At 70.0% G+C, this 17,469-nt stretch carries 15 protein-coding genes; 10 read left to right on the forward strand and 5 right to left on the reverse strand.

Features of this window, described 5'->3' with window-relative positions; translation table 11 throughout:
- Positions 1-34: 34 nt before the first annotated feature.
- Together ACLJQ7_RS05550 and ACLJQ7_RS05555 are read right to left on the reverse strand one after the other, a co-directional pair.
- The gene (locus ACLJQ7_RS05550) at positions 35-1,720 is read right to left on the reverse strand and encodes a DUF885 domain-containing protein (RefSeq protein ID WP_410647070.1); all 1,686 of its coding nucleotides are present in this window, start codon (positions 1,718-1,720) and stop codon (positions 35-37) included.
- A gap of 42 nt (positions 1,721-1,762) precedes the next feature.
- The gene (locus ACLJQ7_RS05555) at positions 1,763-2,647 is read right to left on the reverse strand and encodes a methylenetetrahydrofolate reductase (protein ID WP_410647071.1); all 885 of its coding nucleotides are present in this window, start codon (positions 2,645-2,647) and stop codon (positions 1,763-1,765) included.
- 136 nt (positions 2,648-2,783) lie between these two features.
- On the opposite strand from ACLJQ7_RS05555, the gene merB reads away from it, so the two are divergent.
- The gene (gene merB / locus ACLJQ7_RS05560; protein WP_410647072.1) at positions 2,784-3,461 is read left to right on the forward strand and encodes an organomercurial lyase; all 678 of its coding nucleotides are present in this window, start codon (positions 2,784-2,786) and stop codon (positions 3,459-3,461) included.
- 260 nt (positions 3,462-3,721) lie between these two features.
- Here merB and ACLJQ7_RS05565 read toward each other — a convergent pair whose 3' ends face one another.
- Positions 3,722-4,222 (reverse strand): FBP domain-containing protein, encoded by a 501-nt coding sequence (locus ACLJQ7_RS05565; RefSeq protein WP_410647073.1) that lies wholly within the window; start codon positions 4,220-4,222, stop codon positions 3,722-3,724.
- A gap of 84 nt (positions 4,223-4,306) precedes the next feature.
- Between ACLJQ7_RS05565 and ACLJQ7_RS05570 the strand changes: the two genes are divergently transcribed.
- Entirely contained in the window at positions 4,307-5,791 is a 1,485-nt protein-coding gene (locus tag ACLJQ7_RS05570) for an adenylate/guanylate cyclase domain-containing protein (RefSeq protein ID WP_410647841.1), read from the forward strand.
- Here ACLJQ7_RS05570 and ACLJQ7_RS05575 read toward each other — a convergent pair.
- On the reverse strand, positions 5,778-6,776 hold the full coding sequence (locus tag ACLJQ7_RS05575) for a beta-ketoacyl-ACP synthase III (RefSeq protein WP_410647074.1): 999 nt from the start codon (positions 6,774-6,776) through the stop codon (positions 5,778-5,780). The two genes, ACLJQ7_RS05570 and ACLJQ7_RS05575, sit on opposite strands and share 14 nt — an antisense overlap.
- A 225-nt stretch (positions 6,777-7,001) precedes the next feature.
- Here ACLJQ7_RS05575 and ACLJQ7_RS05580 point away from each other — a divergent pair, with 225 nt between their 5' ends.
- Positions 7,002-7,475 (forward strand): Lrp/AsnC family transcriptional regulator, encoded by a 474-nt coding sequence (locus tag ACLJQ7_RS05580; protein ID WP_125679070.1) that lies wholly within the window; start codon positions 7,002-7,004, stop codon positions 7,473-7,475.
- Positions 7,476-7,868: 393 nt separating this feature from the next.
- Positions 7,869-8,273 carry an SsgA family sporulation/cell division regulator gene (locus ACLJQ7_RS05585; protein WP_410647075.1) on the forward strand — a complete coding sequence of 135 codons (405 nt, stop codon included), beginning with the start codon at positions 7,869-7,871 and terminating at the stop codon, positions 8,271-8,273.
- Between the two features lie 79 nt (positions 8,274-8,352).
- On the opposite strand, the gene ACLJQ7_RS05590 is transcribed toward ACLJQ7_RS05585, so the two are convergent.
- Positions 8,353-9,456: a S1 family peptidase gene (locus ACLJQ7_RS05590; RefSeq protein ID WP_410647076.1), complete on the reverse strand. Its 1,104-nt coding sequence runs from the start codon at positions 9,454-9,456 to the stop codon at positions 8,353-8,355.
- A 471-nt stretch (positions 9,457-9,927) separates the two neighbouring features.
- Between ACLJQ7_RS05590 and ACLJQ7_RS05595 the strand changes: the two genes are divergently transcribed.
- The 6 genes from ACLJQ7_RS05595 (at position 9,928) to ACLJQ7_RS05620 (ending at position 17,252) form a co-directional block, all read left to right on the forward strand.
- Positions 9,928-12,864 (forward strand): helix-turn-helix transcriptional regulator, encoded by a 2,937-nt coding sequence (locus ACLJQ7_RS05595; RefSeq protein WP_410647842.1) that lies wholly within the window; start codon positions 9,928-9,930, stop codon positions 12,862-12,864.
- 179 nt (positions 12,865-13,043) lie between these two features.
- Positions 13,044-13,895 (forward strand): ESX secretion-associated protein EspG, encoded by an 852-nt coding sequence (locus tag ACLJQ7_RS05600; RefSeq protein WP_410647077.1) that lies wholly within the window; start codon positions 13,044-13,046, stop codon positions 13,893-13,895.
- 30 nt (positions 13,896-13,925) lie between these two features.
- Positions 13,926-14,342 (forward strand): hypothetical protein, encoded by a 417-nt coding sequence (locus ACLJQ7_RS05605; RefSeq protein WP_410647078.1) that lies wholly within the window; start codon positions 13,926-13,928, stop codon positions 14,340-14,342.
- Between the two features lie 11 nt (positions 14,343-14,353).
- Positions 14,354-16,393 (forward strand): hypothetical protein, encoded by a 2,040-nt coding sequence (locus tag ACLJQ7_RS05610; RefSeq protein ID WP_410647079.1) that lies wholly within the window; start codon positions 14,354-14,356, stop codon positions 16,391-16,393.
- Positions 16,390-16,719, forward strand: coding sequence for a type VII secretion target (locus ACLJQ7_RS05615; protein ID WP_410647080.1), 330 nt, complete (start codon positions 16,390-16,392; stop codon positions 16,717-16,719). Before ACLJQ7_RS05610 ends, ACLJQ7_RS05615 begins: the two co-directional genes overlap by 4 nt.
- Complete coding sequence (locus ACLJQ7_RS05620) at positions 16,716-17,252, forward strand: YbaB/EbfC family nucleoid-associated protein (RefSeq protein ID WP_410647081.1); 537 nt, start codon at positions 16,716-16,718, stop codon at positions 17,250-17,252. The genes ACLJQ7_RS05615 and ACLJQ7_RS05620 overlap by 4 nt, the downstream gene beginning before the upstream one ends.
- The last annotated feature ends 217 nt before the right edge of the window (positions 17,253-17,469 follow it).

The following is a 17,469-nucleotide window of genomic DNA, read 5'->3' on the forward strand; positions in this document are numbered from 1 at the left end:
ACCTTTCCTAGCACTCCGCGAGGGGCACCGCGGCTCAGTCCAGCGCGGCCAGCATCTCCCGCAGCGTGTCCAGCCCCATCCCGCCGAGCGCCAGCGCTCGCGTGTGGAACTGCTTGATGTCGAACGCGTCGCCCTGCCGCGCGCGGGCCTCGTCGCGGGCGGCGAGCCAGAGCCGTTCGCCGAGCTTGTACGACGGCGCCTGCCCCGGCCAGCCCAGGTAGCGGTCGATCTCGTCGTGCACGTGGGCCGGGTCGGTGACGGTCCGGGTGAGCATGAACTCCAGGCCCAGTTCGGGCGTCCACCGCTCGCCCTCGTGGAAGCCGGTACCCGCCGGGATCTCCAGTTCCAGGTGCATGCCGATGTCGACGATCACGCGCGCGGCGCGGAAGAGCTGCTCGGACAGCATGCCGAGCAGTTCGCCGTCGTCGGCGAGGAACCCGAGGTCCTCCATGAGCCGTTCGGAGTACAGCGCCCAGCCCTCGGCGTGCCCGGAGGTGAACGCCAGCAGCCGCTGGTACTTGTTCAGCGACTCCGACTGGTCGACCGCGGTCGCGATCTGCAGGTGGTGACCCGGCGCGCCCTCGTGGTAGACGGTGCTGACCTCGCGCCAGGTGGTGAACTCGTCCCGGCCCTGCGGCAGCGACCACCACATGCGGCCGGGGCGGGAGAAGTCCTCGCTCGGGCCGGTGTAGTACGCGCCGACGGTGCCGCCGGGCGGGGCGATCTTGCACTCCAGCGCCATCACCCGGTCGGAGATGTCGAAGTGCTTGCCGCGCAACGACTTCAGCGCGTTGTCGGACAGGTTCTGCATCCAGGCCTGGAATTCGGCCCGGCCACGGACGGTGTACTTGGGGTCGGCGTCGAGGACGGCGGCCGCCTCGGCGAGGGTGGCGCCGGGTTTGATCCGGCCCGCGACCTCGCGCATCTCCGTCTCGATGCGGGTGAACTCCGCCCAGCCCCAGGCGTAGGCCTCGTCCAGGTCGAAGGTGGCGCCGGTGAACACCCTGGACCACAGCTTGTACACCTCGGCGCCGACGGCGTCCTTGACCGGCGCCAGCGGGGCGAGTTCGGCCCGGAGAAAACCGGCGAACTCCGCGTACGCCTCCTGAGCGGCGTGAGCGGCCTGGCCGAGTTCGGTGCGGAGCTTCTCGTCGACGTCCTTCGCGCCCGAGGCGAGTGTTTCGAAGAAACCGGTCTCGTCCTTCAGACCGGCCCAGGTTTCGGCCTGTTCGGCGACCTTGCCGACCTGCCGCAACGCCGACACCCGGCCCGCGTCGGCGGCCGCGAGCAGCGAGACGCGGAGACCGTCGAGCGCTTCGGGCACTCTCGCCATCCGGGCGGCGATCGTCGCCCAGTCCTCGGCGGTGTCGGTGGGCATGTAATCGAAGACCATGCGCACTTCCTGCACGGGGCTTTCGATCACGTTCAGCACCGCGAGGTCGAGACCGGCTTCGTGGATCTCGAGGTTCAGCGCGATCCGCTCGCTGAACACCGCTTTGGCCGCGCGTTCGCCGTCGTCGGCCGGTTCGGCCGCGGTGATCTCGGCCAACGCGCGCCTGGCGATCGCGGCCCTGGCCGCGTGCCCGGCGGGCGAGTAGTCGGTCAGCTGGTCGTCGTATCCGGTGATACCGAACGTCGTCGCGGCGACCGGGTCGGCCGCGGCGTACTCGTCGACGTACCGGTCACAGATCTGGTGCACATTTTGCGCGGTCGAAGCCATGACCGGCACGCTACCGGGACGGCGGGCGACTTCGGTACGGAGTTACGCGCGGGCCGGGACCAGCCCGAGCCTGCTGACCACCTCACGCGTGGCCTTGGACCGGTTGAACGTGTAGAAGTGCAGGTCGGGGACGCCTTCGGCGATGAGCCGCTCGCCCAGTTCGGTCACCGCGTCGATTCCTTCGGCGCGGAAGGCCTTCGGGTCGCCGGCCAGCGGTTCGAGCCGGTCCAGCAGCCGCCGCGGCGCGGGCGCGCCGGACAGCTTGATGGAAGTGTGCAGGGTCCGCGGCGTGGTCAGCGGCATGATCCCGGGGATGACCAGCGCCTCGCAGCCCGTGGCCGCCACCCGGTCGCGCAGGCGGAGGAAGTCCTCCGGCTCGAAGAACAGCTGCGCGATCGCGAAATCCGCGCCGGCGCGGAGCTTGCGCACGAGGTACTCGGTGTCGGCTTCGAGATTCGCCGACCGCGGGTGGCCGTACGGGAAGGCCGAGACGCCGACGCAGAAGTCGCCGAGCGAACGCACCAGCTCGACGAGTTCCTCGGCGTAGTTGAGCCCTTCCGGATGCGGGACCCAGTCGCCGTAGACGTCGCCCGGCGGGTCGCCCCGCAGGGCGAGGATGTTCCGCACGCCGACGGCGGCGTACCAGCCGATGACGTTGCGCAGTTCCGCGACCGAGTGGTTCACGGCGGTGAGATGCGCCATCGGCACCAGCGTGGTCTCGGTGGCGACGCGGGCGATGCTGCGGATCGTGCCGTCCCGGCTGGAGCCACCGGCGCCGTAGGTGATCGACATGTACGCCGGGTCCAGGGGCTCGAGTTCCCGGATCGACTTCCACAGCACGGCCTCGTCGGCCGCGTCACGGGGCGGGAAGAACTCGATGGAGAACACGGGTCCATCACCCTGCAACCGCTCGACCACCGAAGTCATTCCGCCATTTTAAGGGGGAATGTCCGCTGGCTGGGAGCCCCCTCTCAAGCTATGGGCGTGCGACTTCAGCCACGTACGAGCGGTTGCCGAGTGGAGCCGGGCTGGGGAGACTCGGTGACGAGCACAGGGAGCCGCCATGAGCGCCGAAACCGACACCAGCTGGGACGAGGACGTCCGCGTCGCGGTCTACCGCGCGTTCGCCGAGCACGGGAGGCCGCCGACGGCCCCGGAACTGGCCGACGCCGCCCACGGATCACTCGCGGTGGCGAAACAGGCGCTGCACCGGCTCGCGGAGCGGCGGCATCTCGTGCTCGACGAATGCGAGCACGTCGTGCTGGCGCATCCGTTCGCGGCGATCCCGCTGGGGTTCTCCGTGATGGGCGCGCACACGCTGTGGTGGGGCGGCTGCGCGTGGGACGCGTTCGCGATCCCCCATCTGGTCAAGGCCGAACCCGATGTGCTGGTGTCCACACGCTGCCGGGGCTGCGGCGAGCCGCACGCCCTGCTGGTGAACGACCGCACCCCGCCGAAGGGCGAGCTGGTCGCGCATTTCCTGGTTCCGGTGGCGCGGATGTGGGACGACGTCGTGCACACCTGCGCCAACCAGCGCCTGTTCTGTGGCGAGTCCTGTGTGGACGGCTGGCTGACGGAAACGGGGCAGGACAAGGGGCACGTCATGGATCTGGCGACGTTGTGGCGGCTCGCGGCAGGGTGGTACGAGGGCAGGCTCGAGCACGGGTACACCCGCCGGGATCCGGCCGCCGCGGCCGCGTACTTCACCCAGGCCGGGCTGAGCGGCCCGTTCTGGCGCTAGACGAAGGTGCCGTGGCGAAGGTGCCGTGTTGCGAAAGCCACTTTCGCAACGTTGAAGGTTGCGAAAGTGGCTTTCGCAACGCGCGGCCGGCGGGGCATCCGCGCCCCTGCCGTGGCGGCTGATGCGGAAGAGCACACCTGCGCCGAGCTGCCATGGCACGAAGGGGACGTGACTCGCGTGATTGAGCCCGTGACTCGCGAGTCACGTCCCTGGTCACGCGAGTTTCCCCGCGCCACATCGGGAGCAACCGCACGAGGGCGTCAGCGTGACTCCAGCACCCGCTCGACGAACCGGTGCAGCTTGTCCTCCAGGCGGAAGACGCGCTCTCCCAGCGTCAAGGACTCGAACGGCTGCGGCACGTCCGACTGCAACTCGCCGCGGACGTACTGGCTGCACGCGAGGTTCGCGCACGCGTAGATGCCGAGCGTGTTCCCTTCCCGCCCGAGCTTCCCGGCGCGGCGGCCGGAGAACAGCGCGATGTCGGACAGCGGATGTGTCGTCGTGCACAGCCCGCACATGTTGCTCAGCAGGACACGGCCCTTCGGCCGGGGAGCGGCCCGCAGGGACAGTCCGACGGTTTCCCCGCGGTACGGCAGCACCAGATACGCCCTGGCGGCGGCCTTCGGATCGCGCCAGCCGAGGAATTCCCTTTTCTCCCAAGGGATCTCTTCGGGCCGGGCGGGCAGCGTGACCCCCTTGGCCTCGCCTCGGGTGCAGTTCACGAAGGACGCTCTGATCTCGTCCTGACCCAGCGGTTCCATACCCGCACGGTAACCACCGCACCCGAGAACGGGCGAACCGTTTTCCGCCGGAGGTCATACGATCATCGGGTGCGCGGGATGACGATGTCGAGCCGGTTCCGGCTGGTGCTCAGGACCAGTCTCGGTTTCGCCGCGCTCGGCGTCGGATCCAGTGTGTGCGGTGCCGGCGTGGTCGCGTTGCTGCTGCTCCTGCAGGGCCTGCCGAGCGAGGTCGGCGATCGCGGCTGGATCCTCGGCGTCACCGCGGCGGGCTTCGTCGCGCTGTCGCTGATCGTCGGCACCTTGTGGACGGCGTGGCTCCAGCGGCGCACGGCGGTCTGGTTCGTGTTCGGCCGCCCGCCGACGAAGGCCGAGGCCGAGCGGGCGCTCCGGCTCCCGGTCGACATGGGGATCGTGAGCGGGACGCTCTGGCTGATCGGCACGATCGTGCTCGGCGCGCTCGCGCGGGTGCTCGGGTCCTGGATGGACGCGCTCGGGATGGCGCTGGTGATCGGGCTCGGTGGGCTGACCACGGTCGGCCTCACCTATCTCGCCGCCGAATGGGTCGCGCGGCCGGTGATGACGATCGCGCTCAAGGTGACCCCGCCGAAGGGGACGCTCAGGGTCACCGTGCGGACCAGGGTGGTCGTCACCTGGTCGCTGGCGAGCGGCGTGCCGTTCCTCGGTGTCCTGCTGGTGGCCGCCCCGCCGGACCTGGGCCAAGGCGACCACGTCGCGAGCCTGATCATGCTTTCGGCGATCGGCCTCGGTGTCGGCGCGATCGGGACGGGCGTGCTCGCGAAGGCCGTCGCGACGCCGCTGCACCGGCTGCGCGTCGCCCTCGACGAGATCGCGCGCGGCAACAAGGAGATCGTGGTCGACGTCGACGACTCCAGCGAGATCGGGCTGCTCCAGACCTCGGTCAACGACCTGGCCGCCGGGCTCCGCGAGCAGGAACGGATGCGGGATCTCTTCGGCAGGCACGTCGGGGACGAGGTCGCGCGGCACGCGCTCGAGTACGGCGCCTCCCTTTCGGGTGACGTACGCGAGGTGACGGCGCTGTTCGTCGACGTCGTCGATTCGACGGCCTTGGCGAGCCGCACTCCGCCCGAAGACCTCGTGAAGACGCTCAACCGGTTCTTCACCAGCGTGGTGCACGCGGTCGGGGCACGCGGCGGGCTGGTCAACAAGTTCCAGGGTGACGCCGCGCTCTGCGTCTTCGGCGCTCCGACCAGGCTCGCGGACGCGCCGACGGCGGCGCTTTCGGCCGCGCGGGCCATCCGGGACGCCGTCCAGGAGACCGGTGAGCTGGACCTCGGCATCGGCGTCGCGAGCGGGCGGGTCTTCGCCGGTCAGCTCGGGACCAGCAGCCGGTTCGAGTACACCGTCATCGGCGACGCGGTGAACGAGGCCGCGCGCCTGACCGAGTACGCGAAATCCGCCGACGGCCGGATCCTGGCGAGCGAGGCGGTGCTCGAGGCGGCGTTGGAGAGCGAGCGCTCGCACTGGAAGCCGTACGCGGAACTCGAGCTGCGCGGGCGCCAGGAGCCGACGCCCGCCTGGGAGGCGAGCGCGTTCAGCCCGGAATGACGTCCGGCCAGCGCAGCAGCGTCGAGCCCCAGGTCAGCCCGGCGCCGAAGGCCCCCATCACGACGCGGTGCCCCGGCTGGAGCGCGCCTTCCTTGGCCGCGTCGGCCAGCGCGATCGGGATCGAGGCGGCGCTCGTGTTGCCGACCTTCTCGATGTTCGAGTACATGACGTCCTCCGCGAGCCCGAGCTGCTTCGCGCAGGTCTGCAGGATGCGGATGTTCGCCTGGTGCCCGATGAACCGGTCGATGTCGCCGACCACCCAGCCCGCGGTGCCCAGCACCGCGCGCGCCGATTCGGCCATGCGGGCACAGGCGTGCCGGAAGACGGTCTGGCCCTGCATCACCAGATAGTGGTCACGCGGGTCGTCCGAGCTGCGGTTCTTCGCGCCGCCGGCCTCGACCCAGAGCAGTTCCGCGAGCGCGCCCTCGCTGTGCAGGTCGAACGGGCCGAGGGCACCGAGCTCGTCCGGGTCGCCCGCGCGCAGCAGGACGGCGCCCGCGCCGTCGCCGAAGATCGGCACCGTGCCGCGGTCTTCGGGGTCGACGAGCGAGGTGAAGACGTCGGCGCCGATTACCAGCACCCGGCGCGCGATGCCGGCGGCGATCAGCCCGGCGCCGGTGGCGAGCCCGTAGACGAATCCGCTGCACACGGCGTTGACGTCGAAGGCGGCGACACCGTTCAGCCCGAGTTCGGTCGCGACCTGCGGCGCGCTGGCCGGGCACAGCTGGTCGGCCGTGGACGTCGCGAGCACGACGGCGTCCGCCGTGGTCTCCCCCGCCGACGCCAGCGCCCGGCGCCCCGCCTCGACCGCGAGGTCCACAGTGGACGTCCCGGGATCGACGACCCGGCGTTCGGCGATACCGGTCCGCGAGCGGATCCACTCATCGGAGGTGTCCAGCCGCTGGGCGATCTCCTCGTTGCCCACCACGCGCGGAGGCAGCCATGAGCCGAGACCGGCGAGAACGGCGGCCTGAGATGAGGGCACCAAGAAATCCTTTCGCGGGGGAAATGAGAGGTCTGCCATTCACTTGTAAGCGCTACCATTCAGTAGACCCGCCAGTTGTGTTCCGGGTCACAATTCAAAGCATTCTCATCTTCCCCCAGGAGTGACCGGGCACACGGGCCGAGCATCCGAACGGGTGACGCACACCGCGTCGAGGCGCGGCCGGAGAACAGGCGCCCCGGAGAGCCGTCCGGTTAGCCTGACCTGGTGCACACACCCGACCTCGACCGCATGGACGTCGCCATCCTCGCCTGTCTCCAGTCCGACGCCCGCACGATCGCCGAGCACATCGGCGCGAAGGTGGGCCTGTCGGCGGCCGCCGTCCAGCGGCGGATCAAACGGCTGCGCGAGACCGGGGTGATCGAACGCGAGGTGGCGGTGCTGTCGCCGCGGGCGCTCGGGCTGTCGATGACGTTCGTGGTGATGGTCGAGATGGAACGCGAGAACCTCGCGGTCCTCGACGGGTTCCGGCGTCAGGTCCTCGCGGACGACAACGTCCAGCAGTGTTACTACGTCACCGGCAACGCGGATTTCGTGCTCGTGGTGACCTGCCGGGACATGGCGGATTTCGAGACGTTCACGCGGCGCATGTTCTTCGACAACCCGAACGTGCGGCACTTCACGACGTCGGTGGCGATGGACCGGGTCAAGACCGGCCTGACGCTGCCGCTGGAGCCCTGAGGGACGCCGAAGGGGGACGACGGCCGTGTTGCGAAAGCCACTTTCGCAACGTTGAAGGTTGCGAAAGTGGCTTTCGCAACACGCATTGCCCCAGTGCCGCCAGGAGTCGAACGTCGCCCGCCTCCAAAGAGGACAGTCCTCAGTGGACCTCGCGACGGGCAGGCCGCGCGAGAGCGGCCCACTTCGCAAGTTGCATTCTGCGCAACACCGACCTCGTCACCACGGGTGTCCGCCCGAACGCAAGGGGTCTGTGCCCGGCGTTACACCACTATGGACATGTGCAGCCGATAGCGTGAACGTCGCCGTAGTCGCGTCATCCGGCCCGTATCCGGCCATCTCCTCCCCGAGACGAAAAGTTCGCGCCGCGCGAACCACGAGCACCGAGGAGTGGCCGTGCACACCGACGCAATTCACCAGAGCCAGTTCGTTCTGCTGAACAACAGCAGCACGCCCGTTCTTTCCCGCCTGTCCTTCCACGCCGGCGAACCGTTCGCGGTCACCGTGTCGTTCCGGACGGAGCGCGGCCGGTGGGTCGAGTGGACCTTCGCGCGTGAGCTGCTCGCCACCGGCCTCACCGACCCCGCCGGGCTCGGCGACGTCCGCGTCCGCCCCGACCTCTCGGAGGACGAGGCGCTGCTGACACTCGAAATCGAGTCACCCGACGGTTATGCGTCGTTCGAACTCGAACGCGAGGACGTCGAGACCTTCCTCGAGTCCACGTACGAGCTCGTCCCGCTCGGCTCCGAGAGCGAGCACTTCGACGTCGAGGCGCTGATCGAGGAGATCAGCAACGTCTGAGACCTTCCCGCAGCAGGAAGACGAAGGGCGGCCCGAGTGCGCTGGAGGCACTCGGCCCGCCCTTCGTCGGTGTTCAGGGTCAGCCGAGGACCAGCGAGGTCCCGGTCGCGGACAGCGCCGGCCGGACCGGGAAGAAGTACGTCACCGAGCTGTTGCCGCCGGACAACATGCCCTGGGCCTGGTTGCCCGCGATGAACGAGCCGCCGGAGTCGCCCGCCTGCGAGCGGACGTTGGTGGCGGTCATGCCGTAGACCGTGCCTTCGGCGTAGCGGACGGTCTGGTTCTTGGCACCGACGGTGCCGCAGGTCCAGCCGGTGGTCGACCCGGACTTGCAGACCGACGCGCCGGTGGCGGCCTCGGTCGAACCGCTCACGCGGGTGCCGTTGTTGATGATGCCGCGCGGCACCCAGTTGCTGTTGACCCGGACGTGGCCGTAGTCGTTCCCGGGGAAGCTGGCGCGGGCGAACGAGCCCATCGCGACCCGGTTGGAGCCGGTCACCGTGCCCGGGCCGCAGTGCCCGGCGGTGAGGAAGCCGCCGTTGACCGAGAAGCCGATCGAGCAGCGCGAAGAGTTGTTGATGTAGTACGCGTCACCACCGCGGACGTCGTACTTCAGGGTCGGCACCGAAGTGGTCTCGACCACCGAGACGGCGGCCTTGTCCACCTTGGTCTTCTCCAGGTACGAGTCGACGACGCCGCTCTTGCCCGGCAGGACGTTCACCGTCACGCGGTTGGTCTTGGTATCGACGCCCCAGCCGGTGATCGCGCCGTCCGCCGCGCGCTCACCCGCGTTCAGTTTGTCCACAGTGGAATCCAGCTGGGCGGCCGAGAAGCGCACGAGTTCCGCCTCCGCGCCGACGGCGAGGACCTGCCCCAGCTTCGCCGCGTCCGTGACGCCGACGCGGAGCTTGCCGGTGGCCTCGTTGTAGCTGGCGCCGCCGAAGCTGCCGGCGAGCGCCGAAGCGAGCGACTGTTCGAGCGTGCCGGCGGCGGTCTCGCTCTGGATCCTGGCGAGTGCCTGGTCGGCGGTCAGGCCGAGGTCCCGCTGCAGGGCGGGGACCATCTCGGCGTTGAGCGGAGTTTCCGAAGACGCTGAGGTCGCTGCCGCGGGGGTACCCGTGACGAGCGCGCCGGTGGCCAGTGCTGCCGTGGCGGCCACACCGAGGAGCTTCGTGATCTTCATGCTTCTCCCTCGTCATCACGCACGGCTCCGGTTCGCCATGCGATGTCCTCCCCTGACGGGTGAGAGTTCTGGACTCGGACGAAGCCCGCAATCCGGGTCGGCGCGGGATAGGTATACCCATTCTTCGGGCACCGAATCTCCTGCTCCAGGGGCGGGCACCTAGTGCTGGCACCCGGACGGGCACGTCCGTAAGTAGGGTTTCGAAGCAAATACCTTGCGTAATCATGACCACCCCCTGAACGTGGGATGAATCGCTGAATCGGGTAGGTCGCCGACGTTTCGGGTGTCCGGTGATTTTCCAACCGACGATCCGTCAGCCAACCGGTGACGCTGCGTCGGCGGACGGCCTCATGGGGTGCCCATGGTGTCCGGGTTGGGTGGTTTACGACCAGGTAGGCAGTGCTTAGGCTCCGCAGGACAACGCACAAGATCGTGTCGGGCTCAGCGGGAACCCCCACCGAGGAGCGCATGATGTGGCTTGCCACCCCTCGCCCGACCTCGGTTTCGGTCCGCGCCGGATCGACGGCGCTCGTGGGCCGCGACGTCGAGGTCTCGGCGATCGTGAAGATCCTGCTGCGCCGTCCCGCCGCCGTGCTGATCGAAGGCGAACCCGGGATGGGCCGCAGCAGGCTGCTCGAAGAGCTGGCCGGACGCCGTGAATTCGCGGCCGCACGGGTGCTCCGGGGTGCCTGCCAGCCGATGCGCGAACCGTTCCCGTTCGGACCGGTGCTCGAAGCGCTGCGGTCGGCGGGCGACCGGCCGCTCGGTCCGCTCAGCCCGGTCGCCGGGGTGCTGAGACCCTTACTGCCCGAACTGGTGGAAAGCCTTCCGCCCCAACCGGAACCGCTCGCCGACCCGTGCGCCGAACGGCACCGCCAGTTCCGCGCCGTCCGCGAGCTCCTGATCGCCTGCGGGCCCGCGCTCATCCTGATCGACGACCTCCAGTGGGCCGACGAAGGCACCCGTGACCTCATGCGGTTCCTCGCCGCGGCCATGCCCGCCGAGCTGGCCGTCGTCGCGGCGTACCGGACCGGCTCGCCGTCGGGACACGGCGGCGCGGGCATTCCCTTCCGCACCCCGCCGAACGTCCAGACCGCCCGCGTGACGCTGGGCCCGCTCGACGTCGAAGCCGTCGGGAAGCTGGCCGAGGAACTGCTGGACCTGCCGCGGGTTTCCGCGCCGTTCATCGCGAAGCTGCACGAAAGCACCGCCGGGATCCCGTTCGTGGTCGAGGAGACCCTGCGGGCGCTGCGGGACGCGGCCGGGCGCCTGCCCATCGGGGAGGTGCTGAGCGACCGGCTGCTGGAAAGCCTCGAAGTCCCGATCTCCCTGCGGGAGGCCATCACCGAACGGCTCGAAGCGCTGCCGGAGCCCGCCGTCCGGCTGGCCCGCGCGGCGGCGGTGCTCGCCGTCCCGTCCGAGCCGTCGGTGATCGGCGAACTCGCCTGCCTCGACGGCGACGCGCTCCGCGCGGCTCTTTTGTCCACTTTGGATGGCGGCGTCCTCGGCGAACTCGGCGGCGACCGTTACGGCTTCCGGCATCCGTTGGCCCGCAAGGCCGTCTACGACACGGTGAGCGGCCCGGAGCGCACCCTGTTGCATTCGCGCGCCATCCAAGTGCTCGCCGGTCAGCCGGTTCCTCCGCTCACCCTGCTGGCGAATCACTCGCGCGCGGCGGGGCGGATGGAGCAATGGCGTCACTACGCCGAAGCCGCCTCCGACGAGGCCATCGCCCACGGTGACACGTCACGGGCCATCGACCTGCTCCAGTCCGTCCTCGCCGAGGCGGGGCTCGGCGAGGACGACATCGCCCGGCTGGCCACGAAGCTCAGCCAGGTCGCGTTGCGCGGATTCCGCCCGGACGTCATCGAGACACTGGAGCGGATCCTCGAAGACCTCACCGACCTGCGCCCGAGCGTGCGCGGGACGATCCGGCTCAGCCTCGGGATGCTGCTCGTCCGCACGATCGGGCGCCTCGGCCGCGGCCGGGTCGAGGTGGAGAAGGCGATCACCGAACTGGTCGACGAACCGGAACTCGCCGCACGGGGGATCAACCTGCTCGCCCAGCCGATCGACGGGCTGACGCCGTTGTCCTGGCACGAGGTCTGGATGGAACGGGCCCGCGAGGTCTTCGGCCGGATCGAAGACCCGGAACTGCGGCTCGCGCTCCTCGGCGACCGCATCTCCACCCAGGCGCATATCGGCGACGGGTCGGCCTGGACCGAGTTCACCGAGCTGCCCGACCAAGGCAGCGTGGTCGACGGGGTCGCCGAGCGGGTCCAGCTGGCACGGCTGTGGTGCAACCTCGCCGACGCGCAGTCCTGGGCCGGACATCTGACCAGGGCGGAAAAGCTGGTCACGGAGGGGATCCGCCGCGCGACCGACGCCGGCGCGCTCTACGCCGCCGGGCTCGCGCAGGGCACCCGGGTCCGGCTCGACTGGGTGCGCGGCGACTGGTCCGGCCTCGCGGAGGCAACCGAACAACTGCGCGACACCTATCCCGACCTCGGCCCGATCGTCATGGAGTGCTCGCTCGTCCTCGGCGGATTGTCCGCCGTTCGCGGGGAATTCGCGGCCGCGCAACGACATCTGGCCGCGGCGAGCGTCCACGCCCCGGAGCACGGGCCCATCCCCGTCGTCCTCTCGGCCGCCGGGGTCCTGATCCGGGTGCTCCTCGCGACGGACGACGTCGACGGCGCGTGCGCGGCGGCCGACAACGCCGTCGCGGCGGCCCGGCGCAAGGGCGTCTGGGTATGGGCGGCGGCGCTGGTCCCCGCCGCGGCCGAGGCCTACACGCGGGCCGGGCGCTGGTCGGAGGCGGACGCGGTGGTCGAGGAATTCGCCCGCGGGATCGACGGCAAGGATTCGCCGGTCTCCCGGGTCGCGCTGCTCGCCGGCCGGGCGATCCTGCTCGACGCGCGCGGCAAACATCCCGCCGCGGCAACGGTTTTCGACGAGGCCGCGGCGGGTTACGAGGCGCTGCCGATGCCGTACCAGGCGATCGGCGCCCGGGAGCGCGCGGCGCTGGCCCGGCTCAACGCGGGCCGCCACACCCCCGGCGACCGCAAGGCGATCGAGGAGCTCGCGGCGGCCGCCGAGGCCTACGAGCGGCTCGGTGCGACCAGGGACGCCGGCCGCTGCCGCCATCAGCTGCGGGAACACGGCGCGTGGGCTCCGTCGCAACGCGGGCGGCGCGGCTACGGCCAGGAGCTTTCGCCCCGGGAGCTCGAGGTCGCGCGAATGCTTTCCGACGGACGGACGAACCGGGAGATAGCGGACGGATTGTTCCTCTCGCCGCGTACTGTCGAACAGCACGTCGCCAAGGTCCTGCGCAAATTAGGCGCCCGTTCGCGGACCGACGTGGCCCGCCGGATGACGACCTACGCCCCCGCGGCGGCCGACCGGTAACGTGCCGGTGAACGGCCGTTATTCCTTTAGGGGCAAGAAAAGTGCCCGATCGGGCATGGTGATCCATTCCATCGGGTTCAGCGGTGTGCGTATGGTTTCGTAGGTTCATGCGCTGTGCTAGTTTGTTTTGGCCATTAACAAAGTCGGGGCCCGCCCCCGTGAGGGAGTAGCGCAGAAGCATGGCTGAGCGAGCCGATTTCGCGCTGGGGACGGTCGAGGCGACAGTGGTCGGGCGGGCGCTTGGCGTCGATGCCCGCTTGTTTCCCTTGCGCGTTCAGAACACTTCGATCGACCCGGAACGGTTCGCCGCGATCGTCCGGAAGGTCTACACCGATCTCGAACAGCGCCGCCTGTCGATCGACGGCGAGCTGAACCAGGCCGTCCGCACCGCGTTCGCGCTGCTCGGGAACCACCGGATCACCGTTTCGATCAACGGTATCGACGGTATCGGCCAGGACATCGCCGTCCTCGCGCTCACCGACGGCAGGCAGGCGCTCGGCATCACGCAGACCCACGGCGAAGACCTCCTGCAGTTCGCGCTCTTCTCCGACGAAGAGCTGGTCGAGGTCCTCTCCGGGGTACTGCCGCGGATGCGCCCCGCGTCGACCGGCCGCCGCACGATCGTGCAGAAGGAGGAGCGCGCCGTCTCCGCGATGACCGCGCGCCGCCAGGCCGAAGCCGAGTTCGACGAGGAAGAGACCGACGCGTTCGGCAACCTCCAGTTGACCGGCGTCGTCCGCGCCCGCCCGGAAGCCCCGGCGGCGCGCAGCGACGAGAGTGACGTCGAGGTCCTGGAGAAGGTGCTGTCCGGGACCCGCCTCGGCGGCGGGTACATCATCGTGAGCGGGATCGGCCGCCGCGGCGAACGGCTCCGGTCGACACCGTTGAGCTGGCTCGACACCGAAGACGGCCGGTACCTGGTCTGGACCGAGACCGACGAAGCCTCCGGCGCCGTGATCGGCCACTACGACCCGGTCAGTCAGGCGGGCGTGGCGAACTCGATCCGGGACGCCATCGCGGACATCTACTGACCTTCCTGAATCCGGCGAGAGGATCCTCCGTTGACCGAGGAAGCACAAGAACTGGAGCCGACGACGGCGTGGTCCGCCACGAAGGTCGCGCTCTCGGGCACGCAGCTCAAGCGCATGGCGGTGCAAGGCGGCTTCGCCGTCGACGAGACCACCGGCCAGGAGATGATCCGTTCACTCCAGGGTGTGATCGACAGCCTCGAAGAACGCTGGAGCGCGCTGACCAAACTTCAGAAGTCGCCGCCGATGAGCGCCACCGCGACCGCCCGCTGGGTGTCCGAGCACATGCACGGCACCGCGACGGACGCGCAAGGCCTGCTCACCCAGCTCGAAGCCGCCCGCGCCGAGTTCCCGACCTACATCGAGGCGATCGAACTCGCCCAGCGGAACTACCGGGAACGCGACACCCAGAACCAGCGTGACCTGAAGCAGATCGACACCGAGATCTGAAGGAGAGACCCGTGACCGAATCCGAGGAGAAGACGGCGAAGGTCTCCGACCCGAACTCGCCCGACTACGACAAGCTCGACCCGAACTACGACCCGACGTTCGACTCGTCGTCCGACTACTACGTCGGACCGCTGGCGGACGAGGCAGCCTCCGGCGACGAGATCCGGGCCGGGGCCTCGGCCGGAACGGACGCCATCTTCAACATCCTCGGCTGGGGGAAGACGCCGCTCGTCCTCGTGAAGGACCAGTTCACCCAGAAGATGTACGAAGCGCAGCTGGAGAAGGCGCGCGAGGGTCTCGAGAAGAATCTGGACATCCGCAAGCCCGGCGAGCCGCCGTCCACGGTCTGGGCGAACGCCACCCACGAGCAGATGCAGACCGCGATCGCGGACAACGCGGATCCGGCCGCGGTGGGCGAGACCTCCGAAGAGTGGATCCGGGCGGGCAACGACCTGGCCTCGCATCAGCGCAACCTGGCGAAGGCGATCAGCGCGAGCACGGCCAACTGGGAGGGCGAGGGCGGCGACGCGGCCCGCGAGCACCTCGCCGGTGTCGGCAAATGGCTCGGCTCGACCGCGAACGGCGCGACGCTGGCCGGGCGGCAGCAGCAGATCCACTCGCAGACGCTCAACGAGACGCAGAAGCACATGGCGGCGAACCCGCCGGTGGCGTTCAGCGTGCAGGAGGCCAACGCCAACCTGCAGAAGATCACCGACCCGTACGTGTACATGGCGCAGCTCGGCAAGGACCTCACCACCTTCAAGAAGCAGCAGGACGCGCGGGACCAGGCCGCGAAGGTGATGACCGAATTCGACACCACGGTCGGCTCGGCGATCGCCACCCCGGCGTTCCCCGCCCCGCCGAAGCTGGCGACGGCGTCCAGGCAGCTGAAGGGCAGCACGGCCGGCGGCGGCGCGGGTTCGCCCGCGCGCACGCTTCGCGACCGGATGTCGCCTGAGGGGGAGATCAGTCCCTTCAGCGCCGTCACGGAAGGTACGCGCCCGGACGGCCTCGCCGCTTCGATGGACGGGACGCCGCAGGGCGGGACCAGTGGTCCCGGCGGCGTGTCGCCATTCAGCTCGCCGAACGGCGGACCTGGTGGCGGACCCGGTGGCGGACCTGGCGGAGGTCCCGGTGGCGGTTTCCCCGGTGGCGGCGGTCCCGGTGGTGGCCCCGGTGGGGGTGGCCCCACCCCGGTCCTGCCCAACATCGGCGGCCCGAACGGGCCGACCGGCGGCGAGACCTACAAGCCCGCGGCCTCGGCGGGCCCCAACCTCCCGAACCTGCCCAAGTTCGACGACAGCACGCGCACCACGGGCTACACCCCGCCGTCCGTGACGCCGCCGTCGTTCACCCCGCCGAACATCCCCATCCCGGAGAGCGGCGGCGGCCCCCGGCCCGGTGGCGGTCTTCCGTTCACGCCGCCCAATATCCCCATCCCCAACGGGCCCAGCGGCGGCCCGCGACCGGTCATGCCGAACATCCCCGGTCCGAACGGGCCCAACAGCGGTGGGCCGAGGCCGGTCATGCCGAACATCCCACCCGTGCCGCGGCCCGGCGGTATCGGCGAGCGGCTCACCGGTCCTTCGTTCCCGGACGGCAACTCCTACAAGGGCACGCCGTACAACGCGCCCAAGCTCGGCATGCCGAACATCCCCGGCGGCGGCGGTACCGGTGGTACCAGTGGCTTCGGCGGTGGCGGCGGTACCGGCGCCGGTGGCGTGGGTGCCGGTGGTGCGGGCGCCGGAGGTCTCGGTGGGGCCGGCCGGGCGACGGGCTCGCTCGGCATGGGCGGCGCCGTCGGCGCGGGCGCGATGGATGCCGAAGCGGCCGCGGCCCGTGCGGCCGGCTCCGGCGGCAAACCCGGTACGCCCGGCGGCATGGGCCCGATGGGCGGCATGGCCCCCGCCGCGGGCAAGGGACAGGGCCAGGACGACAAGGAGCACAAGGTCGCCGACTACGTCGAGTCCGACGACCCGTCCTTCTTCGCCGCCGACGAGGTCGTGGCGCCGCCGGTGATCGGCGACTGGAAGAACAAGGACTGGAAGTGACGGCTTCGTTCGAGGTCGACCCGGACGACCTGACCGCGCACGCGAGCCATCTCGATGGGCTCGTCGACCGGCTGAACACCGCGCACGGCGCGACCGGTTCGGCGATGTCTTCGGACGCGTACGGCCTGTTGTGCGCGTTCCTGCCGCCGATCGTCAACCCGGCGGGCGAACGCGCGGCGGAGACGATCAAAGCGGCCGCGGAAGGCATCCAGTCGACGGCGGACAACGTCCGCACCGCGGCCAAGTCCTATGTAGACGGTGACAAGACCAACGCGGAACCGTTCAAGGCGGACTTCAAGGCCTTGGACATCGGAGGAAAACAGTGACCGGCGGAAACGAGCTCGGCGAGCTCATGCTGGACCCCGACGAGGCCCAGCGCAAAATGGACCGATGGGCCGCGGGGCTGGAAGAGAAGGCCCAGCGCTACGCGGCCGCGCAGGAGCGGACGGAGCAACTGCGGCTGACCGCGTCCAGCTCCGACGGCGCCGTCAAGATCACCGTCGGGGCGGACGGCGGCGTGACGGACATCGAGTTCGGGAACAAGGCCAGGACGTATCCGCTGGAGGAACTGTCGCGGCAGATCCTCCAGACCATGCACAAGGCGCAGTCCGGGATCGCGGAACAGGTCGCCGGGGTCATGCAGGAGTCGCTCGGCGACGAGGACCAGGAGACCAGGGCGCTGATGATCGGCACCCTGCGCAGCCGCTTCCCCGAAATGGAAGAGGACGAGCCTTCGGAGCCGCCCGCTCCCCCGGTTCCCCCCGCGTCGTCGGCCGACACACCGCCCCCGCCCCCGCCGCAGGCGCCTCGCGACAAGCGTCACGAAGCACCGGACGACGAGGAAAACTCGCCCTGGTGAGGCGCTCCGAGGTCGTCGTGGGTGATTCGCTTGTCGCCGAGGTAGCGGACTCGATGAAGGCGTAGGCCGGCTCGTCACCACAAAGGACCCGGCGCAACGTGGCGTATGGGTCCAGCGGCAGGCAAGTACGTGATGATCCGGTCAGGCCGGGAGCAAGCGGATATTTCCCCTTTGGTTCGCGCCTCTGTGGACAGTTGGCGAGCTTTCGGAAATCCGT

Source organism: Amycolatopsis sp. cmx-4-54 (assembly GCF_046548895.1).
Taxonomy (GTDB): Bacteria; Actinomycetota; Actinomycetes; order Mycobacteriales; family Pseudonocardiaceae; genus Amycolatopsis.

Excerpts from the sequence above, each read along its gene's own strand:
- merB (WP_410647072.1), top strand. The coding sequence starts at position 2,784 with ATGAGCGCCGAAACCGACACCAGCTGGGACGAGGACGTCCGCGTCGCG.
- ACLJQ7_RS05555 (WP_410647071.1), bottom strand. The coding sequence starts at position 2,647 with ATGACTTCGGTGGTCGAGCGGTTGCAGGGTGATGGACCCGTGTTCTCC.
- ACLJQ7_RS05590 (WP_410647076.1), bottom strand. The coding sequence starts at position 9,456 with ATGAAGATCACGAAGCTCCTCGGTGTGGCCGCCACGGCAGCACTGGCC.
- ACLJQ7_RS05550 (WP_410647070.1), bottom strand. The coding sequence starts at position 1,720 with ATGGCTTCGACCGCGCAAAATGTGCACCAGATCTGTGACCGGTACGTC.
- ACLJQ7_RS05565 (WP_410647073.1), bottom strand. The coding sequence starts at position 4,222 with ATGGAACCGCTGGGTCAGGACGAGATCAGAGCGTCCTTCGTGAACTGC.
- ACLJQ7_RS05570 (WP_410647841.1), top strand. The coding sequence starts at position 4,307 with ATGTCGAGCCGGTTCCGGCTGGTGCTCAGGACCAGTCTCGGTTTCGCC.
- ACLJQ7_RS05595 (WP_410647842.1), top strand. The coding sequence starts at position 9,928 with ATGTGGCTTGCCACCCCTCGCCCGACCTCGGTTTCGGTCCGCGCCGGA.
- ACLJQ7_RS05600 (WP_410647077.1), top strand. The coding sequence starts at position 13,044 with ATGGCTGAGCGAGCCGATTTCGCGCTGGGGACGGTCGAGGCGACAGTG.